An 18,454-nucleotide genomic window follows, 5' to 3' on the forward strand; every position below is an offset into this window, starting at 1 on the left:
ACCTGATCCCGACACCACGAACATCCGCGGTTGCAGCACCAACTGCGGTGCCCGCGTGTATCCCCGACGACCGGGGCGCGATTCAGGCGACCGGATCACCGGCAACAGCGGTATTCGTGTCTTCGGGTCGTTCGATCAGCCACTTGGACATCTGCCACTCGTACGGCGCGGAGGACGCGTCGAACTTCACGCCAAGGTCCCGACGGGCAGCGGTGTAGAAGCGGCCTCGCGCCTGACCGGTAGCCCGCACCGCCTCGTTCCACGTCAGATCACTCGGCTGACCCAAGGCGAGCCGCATGAGGCGGAAGGTCACCTGGTGCCACTGCCGGGCGGCTGCGACTACCTCGTCGTCGCCCAGCATCAACACTGCCTCCCAGCGAGTTGTCCGTTCGTCCTCAGCCGCGAGCAGATCACTTTCGTTGACCTCGCCGCCGAACCAGAAGTCGTCCTCGTAGACGCCTCTTTTTGCGGCGAGGCGCACCGCGATTGAGATCACCTTCTTGACGGCATGTGAATAGTCCGAGTAGGCCGTGATCCGCCGCTCATCCCAGCGGATCGCCTGCTGCCGGCGCCAACGGCCTCGCTCCTGTGCCGTCGTCGCGATGTACGTGGCCAGGGAGCCGATGAGGACACCGACGAGAGCGGGCAGTTGCAGCAAGATCAAGCGCATGCGGAATCCAATCTGGGAGGTCAGGTTGAACGTGCTCATCGTTGCGGGACGGCACAACCCCAGAGAGGACCGAGCGAATCGGAGATTGTTGATAGTCACCGCCAAGTGACGGTGATCGGGTGGTGCGGGCGAACGAGGACGAAGCGCCCGGCCGAGGGGTCCGCTTCGACGGGAGCGTCGGGAATCTCAAAGCGGACCGTGCGGGAGCGGTAGGAGGCATCCCAGGTGCGGATCTCCTTGCTGACGTGGTGCGCGAGGTCCTCGCCGTTGGGTCCGTGCCCGATGACACCTACCTCGTACAGTCTGCTGCCGTCAGGCCTGGCCGGGGCCGGCCTTGTGGTGAGGTAGGCGAGGCGGGCGCCGTCGGTGGTCGCCATCGCCCCCCACCTGAACATCGGGGTGACGGCGCCGCGTTGAACGGCTGTGGGCTGTACGTTCATCCGCATAATGGCGTTGTCGAGGCGGCAGGCCAGCCAAAGGTCCATCCACTCGTACGACACCATCGGCGGGAAGAACACGTCGGTCCAGATCTTGCGGCGCTCGGTTTCCAGGACGCCGGCGAGTGCCGCGGCATCAACTTCCTGATCTTTGTGCACTTGCAGGATCACGTCCTGCTCGGGAGTGAGGGAGACGAGTCGGCGGGCGTCGTCGCCGATGCCACGCAGCGGCATGAACACCGCCAATTCACTGCCCTGGTCGCGCCATCCGCCGTCGTACCTCTCAAAGATGACGGACCGGGAGGCGGCCCCGCGCAGGCGCAGCGGTACGACGAGTCGCCCGTCCGGGGCGAGTTGCTCCAGCCACGCCGTCGGTGTCTCGTAGGCGCCTACGGTGGCGATGATCCGGTCATAGGGAGCGCCTTGGGGATGCCCGAGCGCGCCGTCGTCGAGCACAACGTCGACGGTGGTAACGCCGGCGGCGGCGAGGTGTCTGCGTGCCCCGTCGACCAGGTCCTCGTCGACGTCGATCGTGACCACGCGTTCGCTGTCACCGACGACGGCCGCCAGGAGGGCGGCGTTGTAGCCGGTGCCGGCCCCGACTTCCATGACCCGCTGGCCGGGTCGTACGTCGAGTTGTTCGAGCATCTTGGCCACGATTCGCGGCTGCGAAGCCGCGCTGATCTTGGTGCCGCAGTCGTCGGTCTTGGTGTAAACGGGGCTGTCGGTGTACGTCCCTTGCAGCGGTACCCCGGGAAGGAACAGGTGACGCGGAGTCTGGCGCATCGCAGCCGCGACGGCGGACGAGCGGATGACATTCTCGGCGCAGAGGCGGTCCACGAGCGTGATTCGCAGGTCAGCGGCTTCACTATGCGTGATCACTCGGTCGACGCTAGTGGAACCGGGCGTGGGCGTTGAGATCGACACGATGCCTCTTGCCCTGGGCTCGTCTGCCACCTCTACCTCCGATACGAACTCCAGGGTCGACTTGACCCGGGGTACCTGTCCCTTGCTACCCACGCTGCCGGTCGAGGTCAGAGGCTTGGGTGCCGGTGCCTGCTGGGTGTTGCGTAGGTGAGGGCTGCACAACGGTTGCGGTGCTGGCGGTGTGGCCGCGCTCGAGGATGAGGATGTACGAGAACAGGCCGGGTCGGCGGCCGGTCAGTCGCTCCTGAGCGGCGAGGATGTCGCCACTGCGTGGGTCGATCACGAGTTGCGACGTCGATCCGTCGGCGGAGACGGCGAAGCCCAGGCCGGGACGCCCGGCGAGGTCTGTGATCTGCCCGAGGTAGTTGATGTGAGGGACGGCCGCCAGGACGCGGAGGGTTGCTGCTCGCTGTTCACGGTTGAGGTATTGGCTGCTCGACAGGGCAACGACGCCGCCAGTCAGCATCCGCGGGTACGCGGGTTCGGTTGCCAGCTTGCGAGGTGCGAGCGCGTCGGCCAACGCGGTCGCGTCGGTCGGCAGCGGATCGGGCAGGTACGGATGGAGGCTGTTTACCAGGTATCGCTTGGCGGCAGCGGGGACCTGTGCGAGCAGCTTCCGTTCGGCACGATCCGGCTGATGGTCGACCCGGGGCAGATCGGGGAGGCGACGGATGATCTCTTGGCCCGAGCCGTCGGCGTCGTGGCGCCACCGCCGGAGGTCCATCCGGGTGATCGCGTTGGTCGCACGGGCCCAGGTTTGCGTGTGCACGTAGGTGTACGGCAGGTTGGTGGTGCCGTCGGCCGTCGTGGCCTCGATGTCTTTGGCGAGGGCCATCAGTCGTTGTTGCGCGGTCGGGCCAGAGCCGGTAGCGGCACCGCTCGGTATGGCAGCGGGCTGGCTTTCAGAAATTGACGGCGCTGAGGGGGCCGGCGTCTCGTTTGTGGGCCTGCTCGGCTCGCAGCCGGTGAGCAGGAGAATTCCGATGAGGCTCGCGGCTAGGCGGCGGACTGGGACCGTCGATCTGAACATGGTCTCGTGATTCCTCGCTTGTGTCGGATCGGGTCGAGGTGGGTGCAGGGCCGGCGAGACGGCCCTGGTGTAGGTGCCGTCGAGTGATCAGTCGGTTTGTGGGGCCCGGCGGGTGGCGGCTGGGCGGGCGTGGCGGCGCAGTGGCCAGAGCCGCGGCCCGCTGGGCAAGTGCAACGGCAGGCCCGCGATGTAGCCGTGGGCACGCAGGAAGTCCCTTGCGGATTGGTTGGTCACCACCACGTCGACCGGGTAGCCGAGCTGGTCAACGACCCCGTGATGGCGGGTGAGCAGTCCCGCCCCGATGCCTCGGCGGCGGTGACCAGGGGCGACCCATAGCCACGCCAGCCAGTGATGCGGCGCGTCGGACCTGTACTCGTTCACCAGCGCGTTGAGCTGCTGGAACCGGGTCAACGCCGACCCGGTGATCGTGCGGAGGTGATGGTCCGACAATGCGGGCGCGTCGTCGGCCGGATGCCGTCTCCATACCGCGATGCCGCTCATGTCCAACAGCACGTCCGTGTCGCCCCACTCGACAGCGTGGTCGATTTCCAATGCCAGCAGCCTATGCAAGACGGCTTGACGCTCGGTCGGGTCAGGCACAAGCCACTCGGCCACGGGATCCTCGGCGAGGCCTTGGGCCAGGAGACTGGCTATTGCAGCCACATCGCTGGGCTGTCCGGGCCGCATGAGCGAGGTCGTCGTTGCGGGAATCACAGGGACCTCCGGCGGGGCAGCAGTCGGCTCTCGGGGAAGGCAGCCGGGCGGGCCGCGTCTGGTTGTCCGCGCCACATCCGCCAGATCGTCGGCCCGGTGGTGGGCAGGATCAGCGGCGGCCCTGCTCGGTACCCGAGTCGGACGTACAGCTCACGGTTGCGGAGGTTGCTGGCCTCCAGGTACGCGGGCATGCCGAGCGCATCGAGCTGACGGTGGTGATGGTCGAGCAACGCCGCGCCGACACCGCGGCGCTGCTGCTCGGGCTGAACAGCGACGTACGCGAGATAGTGGTGCGGCTCGCTCGGGTGGAATGCCTCGAATACCGCGTCGAGGAGGGCAAACTTCGGCGCGTACGTTCCCGTGGCCGCTTCCAGCGCTACCTGATACTCCCGAGAGTCTCCACGCCGAGGTTCGGCACGGGGGTACCAGATCGCTACGGCGGACAGGTCGGCGGTGGTGTCGACGTGGCCGTTGTCGAGGCCGTGGTTGAAGACCAGCTCGAAGTACCGGCGGTAGACGATCTGCCGGTCGCGATGATCGGGAACCAGCCAGTCGGCCACCGGCCCGTCGAAGAACGCCTCGGTGAGGACGGCGACCAGAGGTTCCGCATCGCCACGAGTTGCCTGCCGCACGGTCACGCTGGTGCTGATGTGGGTCATGCTCACTCCTGCTTGGGTCAGGCCGGCTGGCGGAGGGCGTCAGGGCTGCGGAGGGATGCCGTTGCGCTCTCCGCGCCGAGGCCGATGGTTCTGTAGATCGCGGGCTTGGTGGCGCGAAGGATCAGCGCCCAGGCCGCGCCGGCGAGTGCGGCACCGCCGTACACGGCCGGAAAGAGCCAGCGCAACGGTGAATGCGGGGAGACGCCGAGCAGGGTGTCGAACTCGCGCACGGTGATGGCGAGGATCGAGCTCAGCGCGAGCATCGCGATGAGTGGTGCGACGGCGGCACGCCAAGGCCCTTCGGTGTGTCCGGTGCGAGCGAAGAAGCCAACCACCGCGGCCGAAGTGACGGTCATCAGGACCAGAACGCCGAGACCGCCGGTCACGGTCACCCAGAAGAACAGGTGCACGACCGGGTCGGCGCCGGCTACGGCGTAGCCGATGAGGACGGCCAACGCGGTGATGCTCTGGAGGATGGAGCCGCCCTTCGGCGCCCCAGTGCGACGGCTGGTTCGCCCCAGCGCGGCGGGGAGAACTCGTTCACGGCCCAGGGCGAAGAGGTATCGAGCCACGGTGTGGTGGAACGACGGCAGCGCGGCGAACAAGCTTGTGATGAACAGGATTCGGCCAATCGTGACGACGCTCGCCCCGAGGTGCGGCGAGACGAGGCTGAAGATTAAATCGGTCCCGTCTGCGCGGGCGGCTTCCACGATCCTGTCGGGGCCGGTGGCCACGGACATGGCCCATGCCGACAGGCCGTAGAGCAGACCGGTGATCGCCACGGCGATGTACGTGGCACGCGGTACGGTCCGGCGCGGATCCTTGGTCTCTTCGCTGAAGACGACGGTGCCCTCGAAGCCGACGAAACCCGTGATCGCCGTGACCAGTGCGGCGCCGATGCCGGCGGCGAAGACGTGCGACGGAGCGAGGGTGTCGAAGGTGACCGTCCCGCTGGCAGGGTGACTGACCATTACCGCGTCGAAGACGAGGGCGACAGCGCATTCGGCGACGAGCATGACCGCCAGCACCTTGCCGTTCAGATCGATGCGCATTAGACCGAGAACGGCGACGACCGCCCAGGCGATCAGCGCGCATGCCCACCAGGTGGTGTCCCAGCCGTACTGGCTCTTCAGGAACTGGGCGAGGACAGCCCCGAACCCGCCGTACAGGCCGATTTGCATGGCGTTGTAGGCCAGTAACGCGACCATGGCTGCCGCAACGCCGGCCGGGCGCCCGAGTCCCCGGGTGACGTAGGTGTAGAAGGCGCCAGCGTTGACGATCCGCCGGGACATCGCGACGTAGCCGACGGCGAACAAGGCGAGCACGGCGGCGACGACCAGGTATGACACGGGGATGCCCGTCACACCGGTGACGGCGTACCCGGTGGTTGCTCCGCCGGCGATCACAGTGAGTGGCGCGGCTGCGGCGATCACGAAGAACACCACGGAGGGGATTCCGAGCCGACCGCGTGCCAGGACGGCTGTGACAGTGTCAGGTTTCGAGTGGGGCATGCTATCTCTTTCGCCTGGGGGGGTGGTTGTGGACCGCACGTCAGGAGGTGCGGTGGCTGAGTACTCCTGCGCCGATGACGCTGCTGAGGTCGGCGAGCAAGTCGCGTAGAGGTAGCCACGATTGGTTGACCAGCTGACGCAGGTGCGCTTGAGCGGTGTACGGCGCGCCATCGAGCAGGGCTGTGTCCAGCTGGGTATGCAGCGTCAGGCCGGCCAGCGCGATGTCAAAGTGGTTGAGCTGCCGGTAGTTGCGTATCTGCTGCGACAGTCGTGCCCACGACCAGGCGGCAGTGTTGATGTCCGTCGGCACATAGACGGTGCGCTGCCGCCAGAGCCGACTGACCTGCTGCTGTCGGAGGAGTCCCACCTGCCACATGCGTGTGGCGACCTGCTCGTAGGCGGTGGTGGACAGAAACGTCAGCCAGGTTCGGGTATCGCTGTGCTGCGGCTGGGCGACCAACCGGTCGAGGACGAGGTGTTGCAGCCAATCCTTCGGCGGGAAAGTCTGGAGGACCTGGACCTTCCCGTGCTCGAACGTGATGCGGCGCTCGTAGTACAACTCGACGAGCAGAGCGGCGGCGAGGCCCGAAGCCAGTCCAATGTCGTAGAGCCGGGGCCGGCCGGTTTGGTCGTCGTGTGCCAGGAAGAAGAATTCGTCGGCGACGCGAGGGGAGATTGCGGTAGCGGTACCGACGGCTCGCACCGGCCGACGTGGCTGCACTGGCTCGTTGTGGATGGGCACGGCATGCTCTTCGCCTGTGCCAGGGGGTCTGTTCACCGTGGCTGGCCTTCCGCGGGTGAGCTATCGGTGGCGGGAAGAAGCCCGAGCTGGCAGAGGAGGTGTTGGCCCCCGGTGTGGCGGGTGAGCTCCTCCATCGCCCAGGCGTACTGCTTGCATTCGTTGTCGTCGCAGTGGAAGCAGATGCGACCACCTACGTGCTGGAGCACCGTCAGGCGGGCCGACTCGAAACGGTCCACGGGACGAGCGCTTTCGTCGGTGCTGGTCACGACGTCGGTCCGATCCGGCGTAACGCGGCGACGCTGATGCGCAGCTCCATGCAGGGCGGGTGTAGATCAACCTTGGGGTACTCGCACTGGGGTCGGTGACCGCGTACCCACATCCACTCTTCGCTGAGGTGCGCGAGGTCGGTGCGGAGCCAGGCGACGACCACATCGACATGCGTGCCAGGGGTCAGGTCTCGCCCGAGAGACCAATCGTCGGGACCGAGCCTCAGCAGCGTCCCGGGCTTGACGGTGGGGAGATCGCCGGCGTCGTTCATGGCGCGGATTGCTCATCACCCTGCGGGGCGAGACGGATCTGCCGATTGGCAGGCACCCGATCAAGACCGGCCCAGAAGGCACGGTTCTCCGCAGCGAGTTCTTGAGGGGAAGGTCGGTTCGACTCGGCCGCGCCGGTCCGGTTCCATCCGCTGCGGTGACCGAACAGCGTCGCCGCGCCTTCGCAGTCAATGCCGAACGGCCGGTACTGCCGACCGTCCTTCGCTGGGACGAACCACTTGATTCGCTTCGCCACCGTCATCTCCCCTCACTGGGTGGGCGCACGGCCGGGACCCTCGCCGACCTTGGCCGCGCAGCCGTCCGACGGGTGCAGGGACCATCCCGCACGGGGGATCGCGACGGGCCCTGCACCCTGCTCGACTGGGCGGTGCCGAAGCAGGCGCCTGCCCAGCTGATCTACGGGCGATCGAGCAACCGCCTGGTGGGCTCGGGCCCACTGGCGCATAACCGATTGCGATTCAACGATCACGGAATGCTGTACGACTGGGAATGCCGACCTCTGGTCCGACCTCAGGTACCGACCTCCGGTCCGACCGCCCTCTGAGCTGCGCATTTACCGCTGCGCAGGAACCGCCTCCAAGATCGTTCAGCATTTGTTGGGGTTACATTGAGTTCTCCAGCCGGCCGTCTGGTCGACCGGCTTGACGAAGCCCTGGAGGCCGCCGGTGACCAGACCCAGTCCGTACGTCCGGCGACGATGGCTTGGACGCGAGATCAGACGCCTGCGCAACGAGCATGGGCTGGCGGCTGAACCACTCGCGCGCGCCGTCGGATTTCCGCGGCAACAGCTCAGTGCTCTCGAGAATGGGCACCTCGGCCCCGACATCGATCTGGTCAGCTCGATCTGTGACTACCTGGGCGTCGGCGCCATCCGGCGGACGGCCATCATGGACGCGGCGACCGACGGCTGGGCGCGGGGATGGTGGGTGGCCGACGCGGAACGAATGGGTGCCAGGCAGGCCACCTACGCCGACCTGGAGAGCGGCACCAGAGCCATTACGGAGTACGCCCTGGCGCTGGTCCCCGGTCTGCTCCAGACGAGGGCGTTTGCCGATGCTCGGCTGCGGAGTGACCCTGCCCGTCACCCCGAGGCCTTCGATCCCGCCGCAGCGGTTGCTGCCAGGGCACACCGGCAGCAGTTGCTCCTCGCCGCCGATGGGCCGCGCTACGACGTCGTGCTCGACGAGATCGCGATCCGACGCTGCGCCGCTGATCCACGCATCGTCGCTGACCAGCTCCGGCACATCGTCGCCGTCTGCGCCGCACACCCAACCGTGACCGTCCGCGTGTTACCGATCGACGCCTCCATCAAGGGCCACAGCGCGCCCAGGTCCGCCTACTCGATCTACCGCTATCGCGACACGCCGGACTCCTCTGCTGTCGCCGCCGACACGCTCACGACTGATCTGATTTACACCAAGCCGGATGAGGTCCAGCCCTATCTGAGCCTGCACAGCCGGCTGAAGGCCGCTGCGCTCGCGCCCAACATCAGCATTCATCTGCTCCGCGTAGCGGCGCAGGACCTGTCACCCATCGAAGGAGTTCCAGCATGACTTCGCGATACACGAGGTGGCGCAAGTCCACCCGCAGCGACGATGGCAACTGCGTCGAGGTCGCCAACGCAGGCGACGGTACCGTCGGCGTACGCGACTCGAAGGACGTCACCGGCCCGATCCTGGAATTCCGACTCGGCACTTGGAGCGCCTTCACCAGCGGCCTCCGGGCCGGCGACCTCAGCCGCTGACCCTGGCCAAAGTGCGCTGCAGCGCCAAGGTGTGCCTCGGCCTCTGACGCGAGGGTTTCACGCCAATAGAACCGTGGCCCTCTGGGCCCGATGTTGGCATCCTGGACATCGAATCCACATGACTTCGAGTAGCCATCAGCAGCAGCGGAGCGCCCGCCATTGGCGGACGTGAAATGGGGGAGCGAGTGTCACATCATCTCGAGACCGTTATCGAACCCAGTCGGCAGCGCAGAGGTGATGGCGACGAAGGTCTCGGCCCTCAGCTGCCAGCGCGCCGGGACCGGTAGTGCCCCGCCACCCGGATACGGTAATCAGTCCGAACACCCTGCTCAGCGACGCCCGCCGGCGTCTACCTTCACCTCGGCGGCCAGGGCAATCCATGTCGCGTAGCGAGCTGGCCGACGCCGTCAACGCCGCTCTTGACCGGCTCTACCCCGGCAGGGTCCTCACCGCCCACTACGTCGACTTCCGCTGGATCGGCAAGCTCGAACGCGGCGAGCACCGTTGGCCCAGCGAAGAGCGTCGCGCCGCCCTCCGCCACGTCCTCGGTGCCGCCAGCGACGGCCAACTCGACCTCTACAGCCCGCGGCGTACCGACGCCACCACTACCGCCAACCACGGCCATGAGCAGCCGATGCAGGGAAGCTGGGATGAGACGATCTATCAGCTGCGAGCCCAGTGGCACCTGCTCGTCCAGAACGACAAGCTGTTCGGACCGCAGTACGCCTTGATTGGTGTCACGGCTCAGCTCACGCTGCTCGACCGGCTGCTCAACGATGTGCCATCGTCGCTTCGCCCCAGCCTCGTACGCCTCGCCGCCCAGTACGCTGAATCGGCAGCTTGGTTGAACCACTCGCTCAACGATGCCCCAGCGGCCCAGGGGTGGACTCGGAAGGCGCTCACCTGGGCGGACCAGATTGCTGATCCGACGATGACAGCGTGGGCGACATACCGCAGCAGTCAGCACTGGCTTCTTGCTGGAAAGCCGCAGCGTGCTGTCGAAGAGGCCGAAGCAGCGATGCTACAGGACAAGAAGGTACCCAGTCCGGTACGCGCGGCACTCCGCGTGCAGCATGCCCACGCGCTCGCCACAGTCGGCGAGCATGGCAAGGCCATGCAACTCCTGGACAACGCGCATGAGTGGGCCGCGGACCGCGGCCCGGGTAAGCCCGAGGGCGAGCACGCCTCCTACTGCACGAGCGGCTACATCGAGGTTCATCGAGGCGCATGTCTGAGGTTAGGGCGTCGGCCGGACGAGGCCATCGCGGTACTCGACGCCGCGCTGCCGTCGATCCCGTCGCTCCACCGCCAGGATTTCACTGCAGCCCTGCTTACGAAGGCCGCAGCGCATGTAGCGGCTGACCAGCCTGAGCAAGCGGCCGCCACGGCGCATATAGCGCTACCGATCGCTCGACGAGCGGGATCGCGCCGGATTCTGCACCAACTCGGCCAGATCGGCTCCGCTGTTGACGAGCACCGCCAGTTGGCTGACGTCCGTGCATTCCTCGACGACCTTGTGGAGACTGCCTGATGGCGTCAGACCTCGAGCTGTCCGCTATGCGGCATGCCATCACCCTCTCCGCATTTGGGCTGGGTACGACGAGCCCGAACCCGCCCGTCGGCTGCGTGATCCTGGACCAGCAGGGAACGGTAGTGGGTGCGGGGTTTCACCGCCGCAAAGGAGAGCCACACGCCGAAGTTCACGCTCTCAACGCAGCGGGAGGTGCGGCTCGCGGTGGCACGGCTGTCGTCACGCTCGAACCATGCAACCACGTCGGAGTCACGCCGGCGTGCCGCCAGGAGCTGATCCACGCGGGTATCTCTCGGGTTGTCATCGCGGTCATCGACCCAACCTCTCGCGGTGACGGCGGCGCCTCGATGCTCGCCGCCGCCGGCGTCCAGGTCGAGACCGACGTGTTGCGCGACGAAGCCCTGACCGTCCTCGAGCCGTGGCTGACTGCGACCGTGCGTCGTAGGCCTTACGTGGCCTGGGCCTTTGCAGCGGAAGGCGGACATCAATCGGCGGCGGAAGAACGGCTCCTGCTCGACCTTCGCGCGAACGCTGACCTCGTCGTCTCGGGCATGATCCTCGACGAGGGCATCCCAGGAGGACACGCTAGCGCGCACTTCGCGCTACCCAGCGGTGCCGACATCGACGTCGGTCTGGCGGAATGGCTATCAGCCGCCTTCGAAGGCGGCGTGCGCAGTGTGCTCGTAGTCGGGCAACAGCATGCCGCCGCGCTGCAGCCGCACTTGCACGTCATCGACGAACTCGTCGTCGCTGTGCCGCGAACTGACCCGCCTCAGGCGTTGGAAGTGGTTCGATCCGACCTCACGCCCATCGGCTTCCGACTGGTCGAAGTCGTGGCTCACGGGGACTCGTTGACGTCTCGCATGCGACGCATGCGCGTGTAGCGCGGGATAGGACTCATCCGGTCAGCTGCTGATCATCGCGCTGGTTCGCGTCTGGTAGATTCTCGCGGAGACGCGCAGGAGTATGTTGAGCGGTGACTCTTTAGAAACTGTTGCCGAGCTCAGTTTCGGCACGGTTCGCGAACTCCTTCAGCTTGGCGATTTCCTCGCCCTCCCGCCGAGAAGCTGTAAGTGCGTAAGAGATGCGAAGCGAATGAGTGCCTCGATGGCGTCGTGTGGCTGCGAGTTGACCAGCAGCCGAGCAGAACCGACCCGTGCCCACTCGTGGGTCCGAGCGGTCAGCCTGGACCTTCCCCTAACGGTTTCAAGCAACACGGCATGCTCGATCGTCATACGATCATTTCGCCAGTTCAGCTGCAAGAGCATGCATTGCATTTACTGCGAGCTTTGCCTTGTGTTCATCAATTACGACATTCATTCGCAACTGTCGCCCCGGGTGTATCAAGTTGCGCCACCCGCGCATCGCTTGATCGACAATACTCAGCACGCCTTCGTCTAAACCCAGGTTCTCGGCGCGCGCATGTGCTATATACTGGGACAAGGACTGGGATAGCAGCTTCTGCTGGCTAAGGGCCGTGCGGTTCATTAGAGCATCGAGCAACATAGCCTCAACCGCAGCACCTGCCATAACCGTTGCCGACTTATAGCTCTTCGCAGTCAAAGAGCGTCCAGCCTCGCGGACATCTGCCAAAACGGCCGAGCGGAGCTGCCTGTCAGTCAGGAAGGCGAGTTCCTGAGCGTCGGGTGAGCGGCTTGAGTTGGCAAAGGCGTTAGCGTAGTCGGGGTCGGCCCACCACGTGGGCCCCAAGGTTGCAAAGAATTTCGATTGCTGCTCCAGCTTTTCGCCAATCCAACGGTTATCTGCCTCCACCATGCTCACCAGTTCCGTCAGGCCGAACTCGCGAATCAAGTGTTCCCAAAGATACCTATTCGACACACTTTCGGCAAATATTGCCCTGTAGTTGCGGATCCACGAGCGAATTCTCCAGTAGATGTAGTCGCTAAACTCTTCGACGCCGATGCGGCTTCCAGGGTAGTGCTGTAGGAAGGTCCTGAAGGCGAGCGCGACCTCTACTAGGTCGACGGAGCGCTCGAATCGATCGCCGATACCTGGCTGTGGTTCTAGGTCAGACGTCAAAAGTAGGAGGCTTTGCTTATTCAGCAGTAGCAGCTCATCGGTGCTCTTTTTGTTGAATTCCGAGTTGAGCTCTTGGATTCGCGCGACGATATCATCGGACATTAAGTCGAACGTCCGGTTGCCGATCAATAGGCCAATTAGCTGCTTTTTGTCGCGAGGGCTCCAGCTGCTGAATTCGCGAAGATTGCTTTGCAGTATCCGAAATGCTGGGTAAGTTTGGATCGAAATTTCTGATTGTGCTCGATGGTCTCCCGAGTTAATCAACGCGAGCGAGGTTCGGGCGATCCGGCTTAGCGTCGCATCTACTTCGACGTTCCGGAACGCAAAAAGCTGCTCCACATCGACGCTGGTGCTTGCGTCGAAGCTAAACGTCGCGATCGCAGTCGCGGGTGGATAAAGCCGAAACCTCGCCCGTAGTTTGCCAGATCCTAGAACGGGGAGATGGAGCGCAAAAGGAAACTTCTTCCCCGTGGGTTCGTGATGAATGTCGGCGAGGCTCCGTTTGATGGCCTGATAAAACGGAGGTGTTGGCGTCAAGCTGAGCGGCGTGTAGGCGTACTCCAGAGGAACGCCAAATTTTCGGAACACGCCTGGGCTTGGTGTCGAATTGAAGGATGTTCCAACTTCTCCGGGCGTCAAAATGTTGCGACTAAGGCGCGCTACGACCTTCCAGATAACCGCGGTCGATGTCGACATGTTGATCATTCCCGTTCGTCTTCTTTGGGGGGGAGGAGGGTTCGAACCTCACATGCCGTGCACGTCCACCCACTGCGGCACCCCCACCGCGAATCTTAGCAACGATTCCACTGTAGGAAGAATCTGCGCCGATTCCGCTATAAACGTTGACTATGGAGTTTCAATAACAAGAATATTGTCAAAACGGACATATGCATCCAAGATGTGGCGTCGGGCGACCCACGTATCGACGGAGCCACGTCGAAGGGCGATCACGGACCAAGGGCTTGCGCTACAGGACCCGCCGCACAGACACCGTCGGCGCCAGGAGAAAGGTCGATGAGCATGCGGCTAGTCACTTCGGTCGGGCATCCTGCAGCGAGGTGCCGTACACAGCCGCAGTCGCCGAAGAGGTCTTCGACGACGCCCGAGCGGCCCATGAGTACGAGCGACCGATGCCAGCGCTGGTTGGCACACACCCGACGCCGCCACCGGTCGTCGGTTGACGGTTGGACGCCCGCGCGTGGACGAGATCAGGTGCACGCTCATGACGAGGTGCGTGTGCTGCGAATCGGATCCAATATTGGTGATCTTCCACTTCTGCGATGGGGAAGTGGAGAACCAGACGCCAATTACCGCGCCAAGTCGGGCACCTGTTCCGCAGCCCACTCCAAAGCCTCCTCCAACTTCTCGGCCCTCTCGTCAAGAGCCGCCAGCTCCGGCTGCCCGATACCAGTAATTCGGACCAGCGAGGCTAACCCCCCGAGCATGTAACTCGTTGCCACAGTCGCAACCGACAAGGCGTGTACCTCAAGGAGCCGGCTATCGCCCTTCTGGGCCTGCTCAATCTCGATGTAGAGGGCCATCATGGCGTCGAGGTTGCCGTGAGTAAACGAACTCAGCCGCTTGTAATGTATGGAGCCGGCATCCTCATCGACGGCAGCTAGCAGCGCCTCACGAGACGGGTATCGCTCGGCACGCAGCCTCCTGCGGCCAGCCCAGTCGAGGATCCCCTTCGAACTCGATGACAGCTCTACGCCCAGCGCTGTCTGCAATCCACGTTGCTCCCCATCCGCCCGTTGCACCATGTACATCAGACGACGAAGCCGAGCCTCACCGTCCGCTTCCGGACGACCCAGCCACGCCGCCAGACTCGCTGTTTCTGCTGCGGCGCGGGCCAAGTCGATGGCGCTGAGGATTTGCGGGAAGCCGGGCTGCACACACCACGAAAGAGTTTCGAGGCGTTCGGCAGCAGCGTAGTTGAGCGTGCGGTGCACGTGGTGGGCAAAGCTGTAAGGCACTGGGAAACCCTCGTCACCAACTGTCGCATCCAGGGCCGTCTCACGACGCCACACCGAGCCAGGGGCGGGCTCGTTGTGGCGCACGTCCTGAACCTGCACGCTGATGTCATGGAGCAGTGCCGCGCTGGCGCGGAGGAGGTCGTCGAACATGAATGCGACTCCGCTCGTTGGTGCTTCGATGCTGGAGCGGACTCTAAGCGATGTCTCGTTACCCGGTGACGGTCCGCTTGCGCGATACGTCATCAAGCAGCTTCGGACGTCCGTGCGCGCTCCACCGGTTACCGGCGTTGGTCCCGCCCCGCCGTAGCATCAGGACCACCGATGCTACGAGCACCGCACCGAACCCACACAGCACGGTGAAGTGGAACACCGGACCACCGAACCCGGGGTTCGGGCCCCTCATCAACATCGACGCGTAGGTGCAGCCCATCGATACCATCATCACCCAGAGGAACCACCGACGCTGCCGTCGTAGCTCCTGCCATAGCCGTTTTGGGATCACGCCGCCCCGCTCATTGGAAGCCGCTTTTGCGCCTCCGCCGTCACGCGGCGGCGTCACCACCACCTGAAGGGTCGTCTCAGTACCCGGTGCAGTCGAGCACGGACGGCGGATGATCATCGATGTGTGCAGGTGTTCTCGACCTCTGGCCAGGAGTTGATCCTCCCATTCACCGGACTGCGCCCGGCGCAGTTCCGCCGCTTGCTTCGCCTGGTCGCCGCACGTGGCGCTGCACGACGTGGTGGCGCACAGCATGGCCGTGATGATCGGTGATGCCATCGCCCACGGGCGCCCGGGCCGGCCCTGGGCCCTCGACCTGTCAGATCGGGTGTTACGGGTGGCCGTGTATTGGTGCACGAACCTGACCATGCGCCAGCTCGGGCCACTGTTCGGCGTCTCGCACACGGCAGTGCACCGGGTCATCGACACGATCGGACCCTTGCTGGCATTGGCGCCGGTACGCCGCCGCCCGAAGGGCCAGGTCGCGATCGTCGACGGCACCCTGATTCCGACCCGGGATTACCGGCTCGCGGCTCATAGTAAGAACTACCGGTACTTGACGAACCTGCAAGTGGCGATCGCTGCGAACACCCGCCTGGTCATCGCCCTGAACGACCCGGAACCCGGCAACCGCAAGGACACGATCGTGTACCGCAGCAGCGGCGTCGTCGACCAACTCGCCAGCAGGACCGTGATGGCCGACGGCGGCTACCGCGGCAACCCTGAGGTGATCATGCCGTCCCGCAATCCCCTTGACGGCAGGGAACTGCCAGCCTGGAAGCAGGATTACAACACCGGGCACCGCAAGATCCGGGCAGAGTCGAGCACATTGGCGGTGACCAGCCAGGTCAGGCCGGGACTTCCGGCCGTAGCTGATGTGGCGGCGACGGGTGGCCGTTGGTGGACCCGGTCGAGCGTCCGCAACCCCAATGGCCGCGGAACCTAACGTAGAACGGTGACTTTCGACGGCAGTCGCGCTCAACTGAAGCGACTGCGTTCAGCGGTCGCCGACGAGTTGAACGGGCGCGTGGCAGACCTGCACGCCGTGTTCGAGGCCAGCCGGGACTCCAACGCCGACGACGAACACGACCCCGAGGGCAGCACGATCTCCGACGAGCGCGCACAACTCGCCGCCGTCCTCGCCGCAACCCGCCGCCGATTGGCCGACCTCGACAAGGCCCTAGCTGTTCTGTCCATGGACGTTGGTGACAGGGCTGAGATCTTGAAATGGGTGAGAACCTCCGGGTGAGGTGGAGCTTGTCGAAGGTTCCGCATCACCCAGGAGGTCCTCGTGATCCACGCTAATGCACCCCTGACCGAACGCGGCAGACTGGACTCGGGCACCTACGGCACCTGTGAACGCTACGGCCGCCCGATCCCCACCGACCACCTCGCAAATCGTCCGTTTGCACGCACCTGCGTCTCCTGCATAGGGCCACGCCGTGCACGCCGGCACGAGGGAACCGAACCTCAGGATCAGCCGCGCACGGAACCTGATCCGCTCACGACTTTGCCGATGACCCGATGCCATTCTCGGATGATCGACTGTGTGCTGGTCTGATCACCTTCAGTATCGTGCGAGTGTGCTTCGGGCTGGATTGAGGCGGGTCGGGCGCTGCTGGTGGGCGGTGCTGGTTCCCGCAGCGGTCGCTGTGGCGGCGGTGTGGGCGTTGGTCACGGATGGCAAGTTGCGTTGGACGGTGCTCGCGGGCGCAACGGCGGCGGTGGTGGGAGCGTTCGCGCCGTCGGTCCTGGAGTGGGTTCGGGTCGCGCGGCAGCGGGGTGAGCGGCGGGATCGGGTGGTCGCGGGGGCGTTGGTGGCGGAGTTGCCGGAGTCGGTGGTGTGGCTCTTGCGTCCGCAGGCGGCGGTGGTCGGGTTCGTCGGTCGTGGATGGCTGCTGGCAACGTTGGACCGGTGGTGCGCGGATCCGGCGACGAGTGTGGTGCGGCTGCTGGTGGGCGCGGGTGGGGTGGGCAAGACTCGGTTGGGTCAGCACTTCGCCGGCCGGTTGACGGGCTGGGAGTGTTGGCCGGTGGCACCCGGTGGGGAGGCGACGGTCGCCACGGAACTTGAGGTGCGTGACCGGCCGGGCCGGTTGCTGCTGACGGTGGATTACGCGGAGACCCGTGACCCGCAGGCGTTGGCGTACCTGTTGTGCGTGGCGCATCGGGCCGGTGGTGTGCGGGTGTTGTTGCTGGCCCGGACGGCCGGGTTGTGGTGGTCATCGCTGTCGGCTGCGTACCCGCCACAGGCGCATCTGGTGGACGCGTTGACTTTGCCGGCGAACGTCATAGAGGTGCCGGCTCGTATTGAGGACTACACCCCGCAGCAGATCGTGGCCGAGGCGGTGGTGGCGTTCTCCGCCCGGCTGCATCGCCGGCCTCCGGGTGATGTTCCACCGAGTGGGGTGGGCCCGGATGTTCCGGTGTTGCGGATGCATGCGCAGGCGCTGCTGGCGGTGTTGGGCGGGCCGCTTGGTGATGACCGGTTCGACGTGCTGGCTGAGGTGCTGGGCCATGAGGCCCGGTACTGGCGGCACCGGGCCCGCCGCGACGCTCTACCAGGTGCGGGTGGGCCAGCTGCCGATGCCGTGTTGCGGCGGCTGGTCGCCGTGGCGGCGCTGCTGGGCGCGGACAATCGTGAGCAGGCCATGGAGCTGGTCCGCCGGGTGCCGGGCCTGGGCAGGGCGCAGCCGGAGGTGGTCAACGGGTACGTGGACTGGTTGTACGGTCTATACCCGGCGGCGGGGACGGGCGGTGGTCTGGGGACGTTGCAGCCGGACCTGCTTGCCGAGGACCTCGCGGTCGCGGTCCTGCGTGAAAGCACCCCGGCCGAGCGCAGCATGATCCTGCACGGGTTGGCCCTCGGTCAGGCGGTGCAGGCACTGACGGTCCTGAGCCGCGCGCGCACCCACCAGTCCGACGCTGCGGAGATGATCGACGTGGCGCTGGCCGCGGCTCTGCCGGTGATGACCGAGGCGGTACTCCAGGTCGGCCTCCAGTTCCCCGGAATGCTCGCTCCCCGGGTCGCAGCCCGGCTCGTCACGGCCGAACTCGACCCTGACTGGGTCCTGCGGACAGCGCGTCGGGTGCCGTACCCTTCGATCGAATTCGGCCAGATCGCGGTCGCGTTGACCACCCACGCCCTGCGCGCTCCGCCAGCGGCGACCACGCCAAACGACCGAGCGTCCCTACTGAACTCGCACGCCCTTTGGTTGGGAAAGGTGGGGCGGCGTGTCGAGGCGCTGGCCGTCAGCCAGGAAGCCGTCGACCTCTACCGCGAGTTGGTCGCCGGCAGCCGCGACGCCTACCTGCCCGACCTCGCCATGTCGGTGAACAACCACGCGGCCACGTTGGCGGAGGTAGGGCGCCGTGTCGAGGCACCGGCCGTCAGTGAGGAAGCCGTCGACCTCTACC

General features: G+C 65.5%; 18 protein-coding genes and 1 pseudogene. 7 read left to right on the forward strand and 12 right to left on the reverse strand.

Going from position 1 to position 18,454, the window contains the following annotated elements; all coding sequences use genetic code 11:
* Positions 1–82 precede the first annotated feature (82 nt).
* The 10 genes from AB0K10_RS22140 to AB0K10_RS22185 form a co-directional block, all read right to left on the reverse strand.
* Positions 83–709 (reverse strand): hypothetical protein, encoded by a 627-nt coding sequence (locus AB0K10_RS22140; protein WP_363686239.1) that lies wholly within the window; start codon positions 707–709, stop codon positions 83–85.
* Positions 710–765: 56 nt separating this feature from the next.
* A complete protein-coding gene (fxlM, locus tag AB0K10_RS22145) occupies positions 766–1,989 on the reverse strand; it encodes a methyltransferase, FxLD system (protein WP_363686241.1) in 1,224 nt (407 codons plus the stop codon).
* Positions 1,990–2,119: 130 nt separating this feature from the next.
* Positions 2,120–2,869 (reverse strand): hypothetical protein, encoded by a 750-nt coding sequence (locus AB0K10_RS22150; RefSeq protein WP_363686243.1) that lies wholly within the window; start codon positions 2,867–2,869, stop codon positions 2,120–2,122.
* 282 nt (positions 2,870–3,151) lie between these two features.
* Positions 3,152–3,679, reverse strand: coding sequence for a GNAT family N-acetyltransferase (locus tag AB0K10_RS22155; RefSeq protein WP_363686245.1), 528 nt, complete (start codon positions 3,677–3,679; stop codon positions 3,152–3,154).
* A 95-nt stretch (positions 3,680–3,774) separates the two neighbouring features.
* A complete protein-coding gene (locus AB0K10_RS22160; RefSeq protein WP_363686247.1) occupies positions 3,775–4,437 on the reverse strand; it encodes a GNAT family N-acetyltransferase in 663 nt (220 codons plus the stop codon).
* Between the two features lie 17 nt (positions 4,438–4,454).
* Entirely contained in the window at positions 4,455–5,948 is a 1,494-nt protein-coding gene (locus AB0K10_RS22165) for an APC family permease (protein ID WP_363686466.1), read from the reverse strand.
* 40 nt (positions 5,949–5,988) lie between these two features.
* Positions 5,989–6,690 carry a GPP34 family phosphoprotein gene (locus AB0K10_RS22170; protein WP_363686249.1) on the reverse strand — a complete coding sequence of 234 codons (702 nt, stop codon included), beginning with the start codon at positions 6,688–6,690 and terminating at the stop codon, positions 5,989–5,991.
* Between the two features lie 32 nt (positions 6,691–6,722).
* Entirely contained in the window at positions 6,723–6,956 is a 234-nt protein-coding gene (locus AB0K10_RS22175) for a hypothetical protein (RefSeq protein ID WP_363686251.1), read from the reverse strand.
* Positions 6,953–7,228: a hypothetical protein gene (locus tag AB0K10_RS22180; protein WP_363686253.1), complete on the reverse strand. Its 276-nt coding sequence runs from the start codon at positions 7,226–7,228 to the stop codon at positions 6,953–6,955. Before AB0K10_RS22180 ends, AB0K10_RS22175 begins: the two co-directional genes overlap by 4 nt.
* Positions 7,225–7,482: a hypothetical protein gene (locus AB0K10_RS22185; RefSeq protein WP_363686255.1), complete on the reverse strand. Its 258-nt coding sequence runs from the start codon at positions 7,480–7,482 to the stop codon at positions 7,225–7,227. The genes AB0K10_RS22180 and AB0K10_RS22185 overlap by 4 nt, the downstream gene beginning before the upstream one ends.
* Positions 7,483–7,912: 430 nt before the next feature.
* Here AB0K10_RS22185 and AB0K10_RS22190 point away from each other — a divergent pair, with 430 nt between their 5' ends.
* The 4 genes from AB0K10_RS22190 to ribD all read left to right on the forward strand — a co-directional run bounded on the left by AB0K10_RS22190 (position 7,913) and on the right by ribD (position 11,406).
* Positions 7,913–8,800 carry a helix-turn-helix transcriptional regulator gene (locus tag AB0K10_RS22190; RefSeq protein WP_363686257.1) on the forward strand — a complete coding sequence of 296 codons (888 nt, stop codon included), beginning with the start codon at positions 7,913–7,915 and terminating at the stop codon, positions 8,798–8,800.
* Positions 8,797–8,991, forward strand: coding sequence for a DUF397 domain-containing protein (locus AB0K10_RS22195; protein WP_363686259.1), 195 nt, complete (start codon positions 8,797–8,799; stop codon positions 8,989–8,991). Before AB0K10_RS22190 ends, AB0K10_RS22195 begins: the two co-directional genes overlap by 4 nt.
* A gap of 379 nt (positions 8,992–9,370) precedes the next feature.
* The gene (locus AB0K10_RS22200) at positions 9,371–10,522 is read left to right on the forward strand and encodes a hypothetical protein (protein ID WP_363686261.1); all 1,152 of its coding nucleotides are present in this window, start codon (positions 9,371–9,373) and stop codon (positions 10,520–10,522) included.
* Positions 10,522–11,406: a bifunctional diaminohydroxyphosphoribosylaminopyrimidine deaminase/5-amino-6-(5-phosphoribosylamino)uracil reductase RibD gene (gene ribD, locus AB0K10_RS22205; RefSeq protein ID WP_363686263.1), complete on the forward strand. Its 885-nt coding sequence runs from the start codon at positions 10,522–10,524 to the stop codon at positions 11,404–11,406. The genes AB0K10_RS22200 and ribD overlap by 1 nt, the downstream gene beginning before the upstream one ends.
* Positions 11,407–11,761: 355 nt before the next feature.
* Here the strand turns inward: ribD and AB0K10_RS22210 are convergent, their stop codons facing one another.
* The gene (locus AB0K10_RS22210; RefSeq protein WP_363686265.1) at positions 11,762–13,267 is read right to left on the reverse strand and encodes a hypothetical protein; all 1,506 of its coding nucleotides are present in this window, start codon (positions 13,265–13,267) and stop codon (positions 11,762–11,764) included.
* Positions 13,268–13,869: 602 nt separating this feature from the next.
* Positions 13,870–14,688 carry a hypothetical protein gene (locus tag AB0K10_RS22215; protein ID WP_363686267.1) on the reverse strand — a complete coding sequence of 273 codons (819 nt, stop codon included), beginning with the start codon at positions 14,686–14,688 and terminating at the stop codon, positions 13,870–13,872.
* Positions 14,689–15,163: 475 nt separating this feature from the next.
* Between AB0K10_RS22215 and AB0K10_RS22220 the strand changes: the two are divergent.
* The 3 genes and pseudogenes from AB0K10_RS22220 to AB0K10_RS22230 form a co-directional block, all read left to right on the forward strand.
* Positions 15,164–15,854 (forward strand): annotated as a pseudogene (locus AB0K10_RS22220) (transposase family protein); the annotation flags it as partial.
* A 138-nt stretch (positions 15,855–15,992) separates the two neighbouring features.
* Positions 15,993–16,286 (forward strand): hypothetical protein, encoded by a 294-nt coding sequence (locus tag AB0K10_RS22225; RefSeq protein ID WP_363686269.1) that lies wholly within the window; start codon positions 15,993–15,995, stop codon positions 16,284–16,286.
* Between the two features lie 379 nt (positions 16,287–16,665).
* The coding region (locus tag AB0K10_RS22230) for a hypothetical protein (protein ID WP_363686271.1) at positions 16,666–18,454 on the forward strand (1,789 nt) is incomplete at its 3' end.

Origin of the sequence: Micromonospora sp. NPDC049274 (genome assembly GCF_040678875.1) — a bacterium.
Classification (GTDB): Bacteria; Actinomycetota; Actinomycetes; order Mycobacteriales; family Micromonosporaceae; genus Micromonospora.

Coding starts and splice junctions, on each gene's coding strand:
- AB0K10_RS22180 (WP_363686253.1), bottom strand. CDS start 7,228: ATGAACGACGCCGGCGATCTCCCCACCGTCAAGCCCGGGACGCTGCTG.
- ribD (WP_363686263.1), top strand. CDS start 10,522: ATGGCGTCAGACCTCGAGCTGTCCGCTATGCGGCATGCCATCACCCTC.
- AB0K10_RS22210 (WP_363686265.1), bottom strand. CDS start 13,267: ATGATCAACATGTCGACATCGACCGCGGTTATCTGGAAGGTCGTAGCG.
- AB0K10_RS22195 (WP_363686259.1), top strand. CDS start 8,797: ATGACTTCGCGATACACGAGGTGGCGCAAGTCCACCCGCAGCGACGAT.
- AB0K10_RS22140 (WP_363686239.1), bottom strand. CDS start 709: ATGAGCACGTTCAACCTGACCTCCCAGATTGGATTCCGCATGCGCTTG.
- AB0K10_RS22150 (WP_363686243.1), bottom strand. CDS start 2,869: ATGGCCCTCGCCAAAGACATCGAGGCCACGACGGCCGACGGCACCACC.
- AB0K10_RS22200 (WP_363686261.1), top strand. CDS start 9,371: ATGTCGCGTAGCGAGCTGGCCGACGCCGTCAACGCCGCTCTTGACCGG.
- AB0K10_RS22215 (WP_363686267.1), bottom strand. CDS start 14,688: ATGTTCGACGACCTCCTCCGCGCCAGCGCGGCACTGCTCCATGACATC.
- AB0K10_RS22165 (WP_363686466.1), bottom strand. CDS start 5,948: ATGCCCCACTCGAAACCTGACACTGTCACAGCCGTCCTGGCACGCGGT.
- AB0K10_RS22160 (WP_363686247.1), bottom strand. CDS start 4,437: ATGACCCACATCAGCACCAGCGTGACCGTGCGGCAGGCAACTCGTGGC.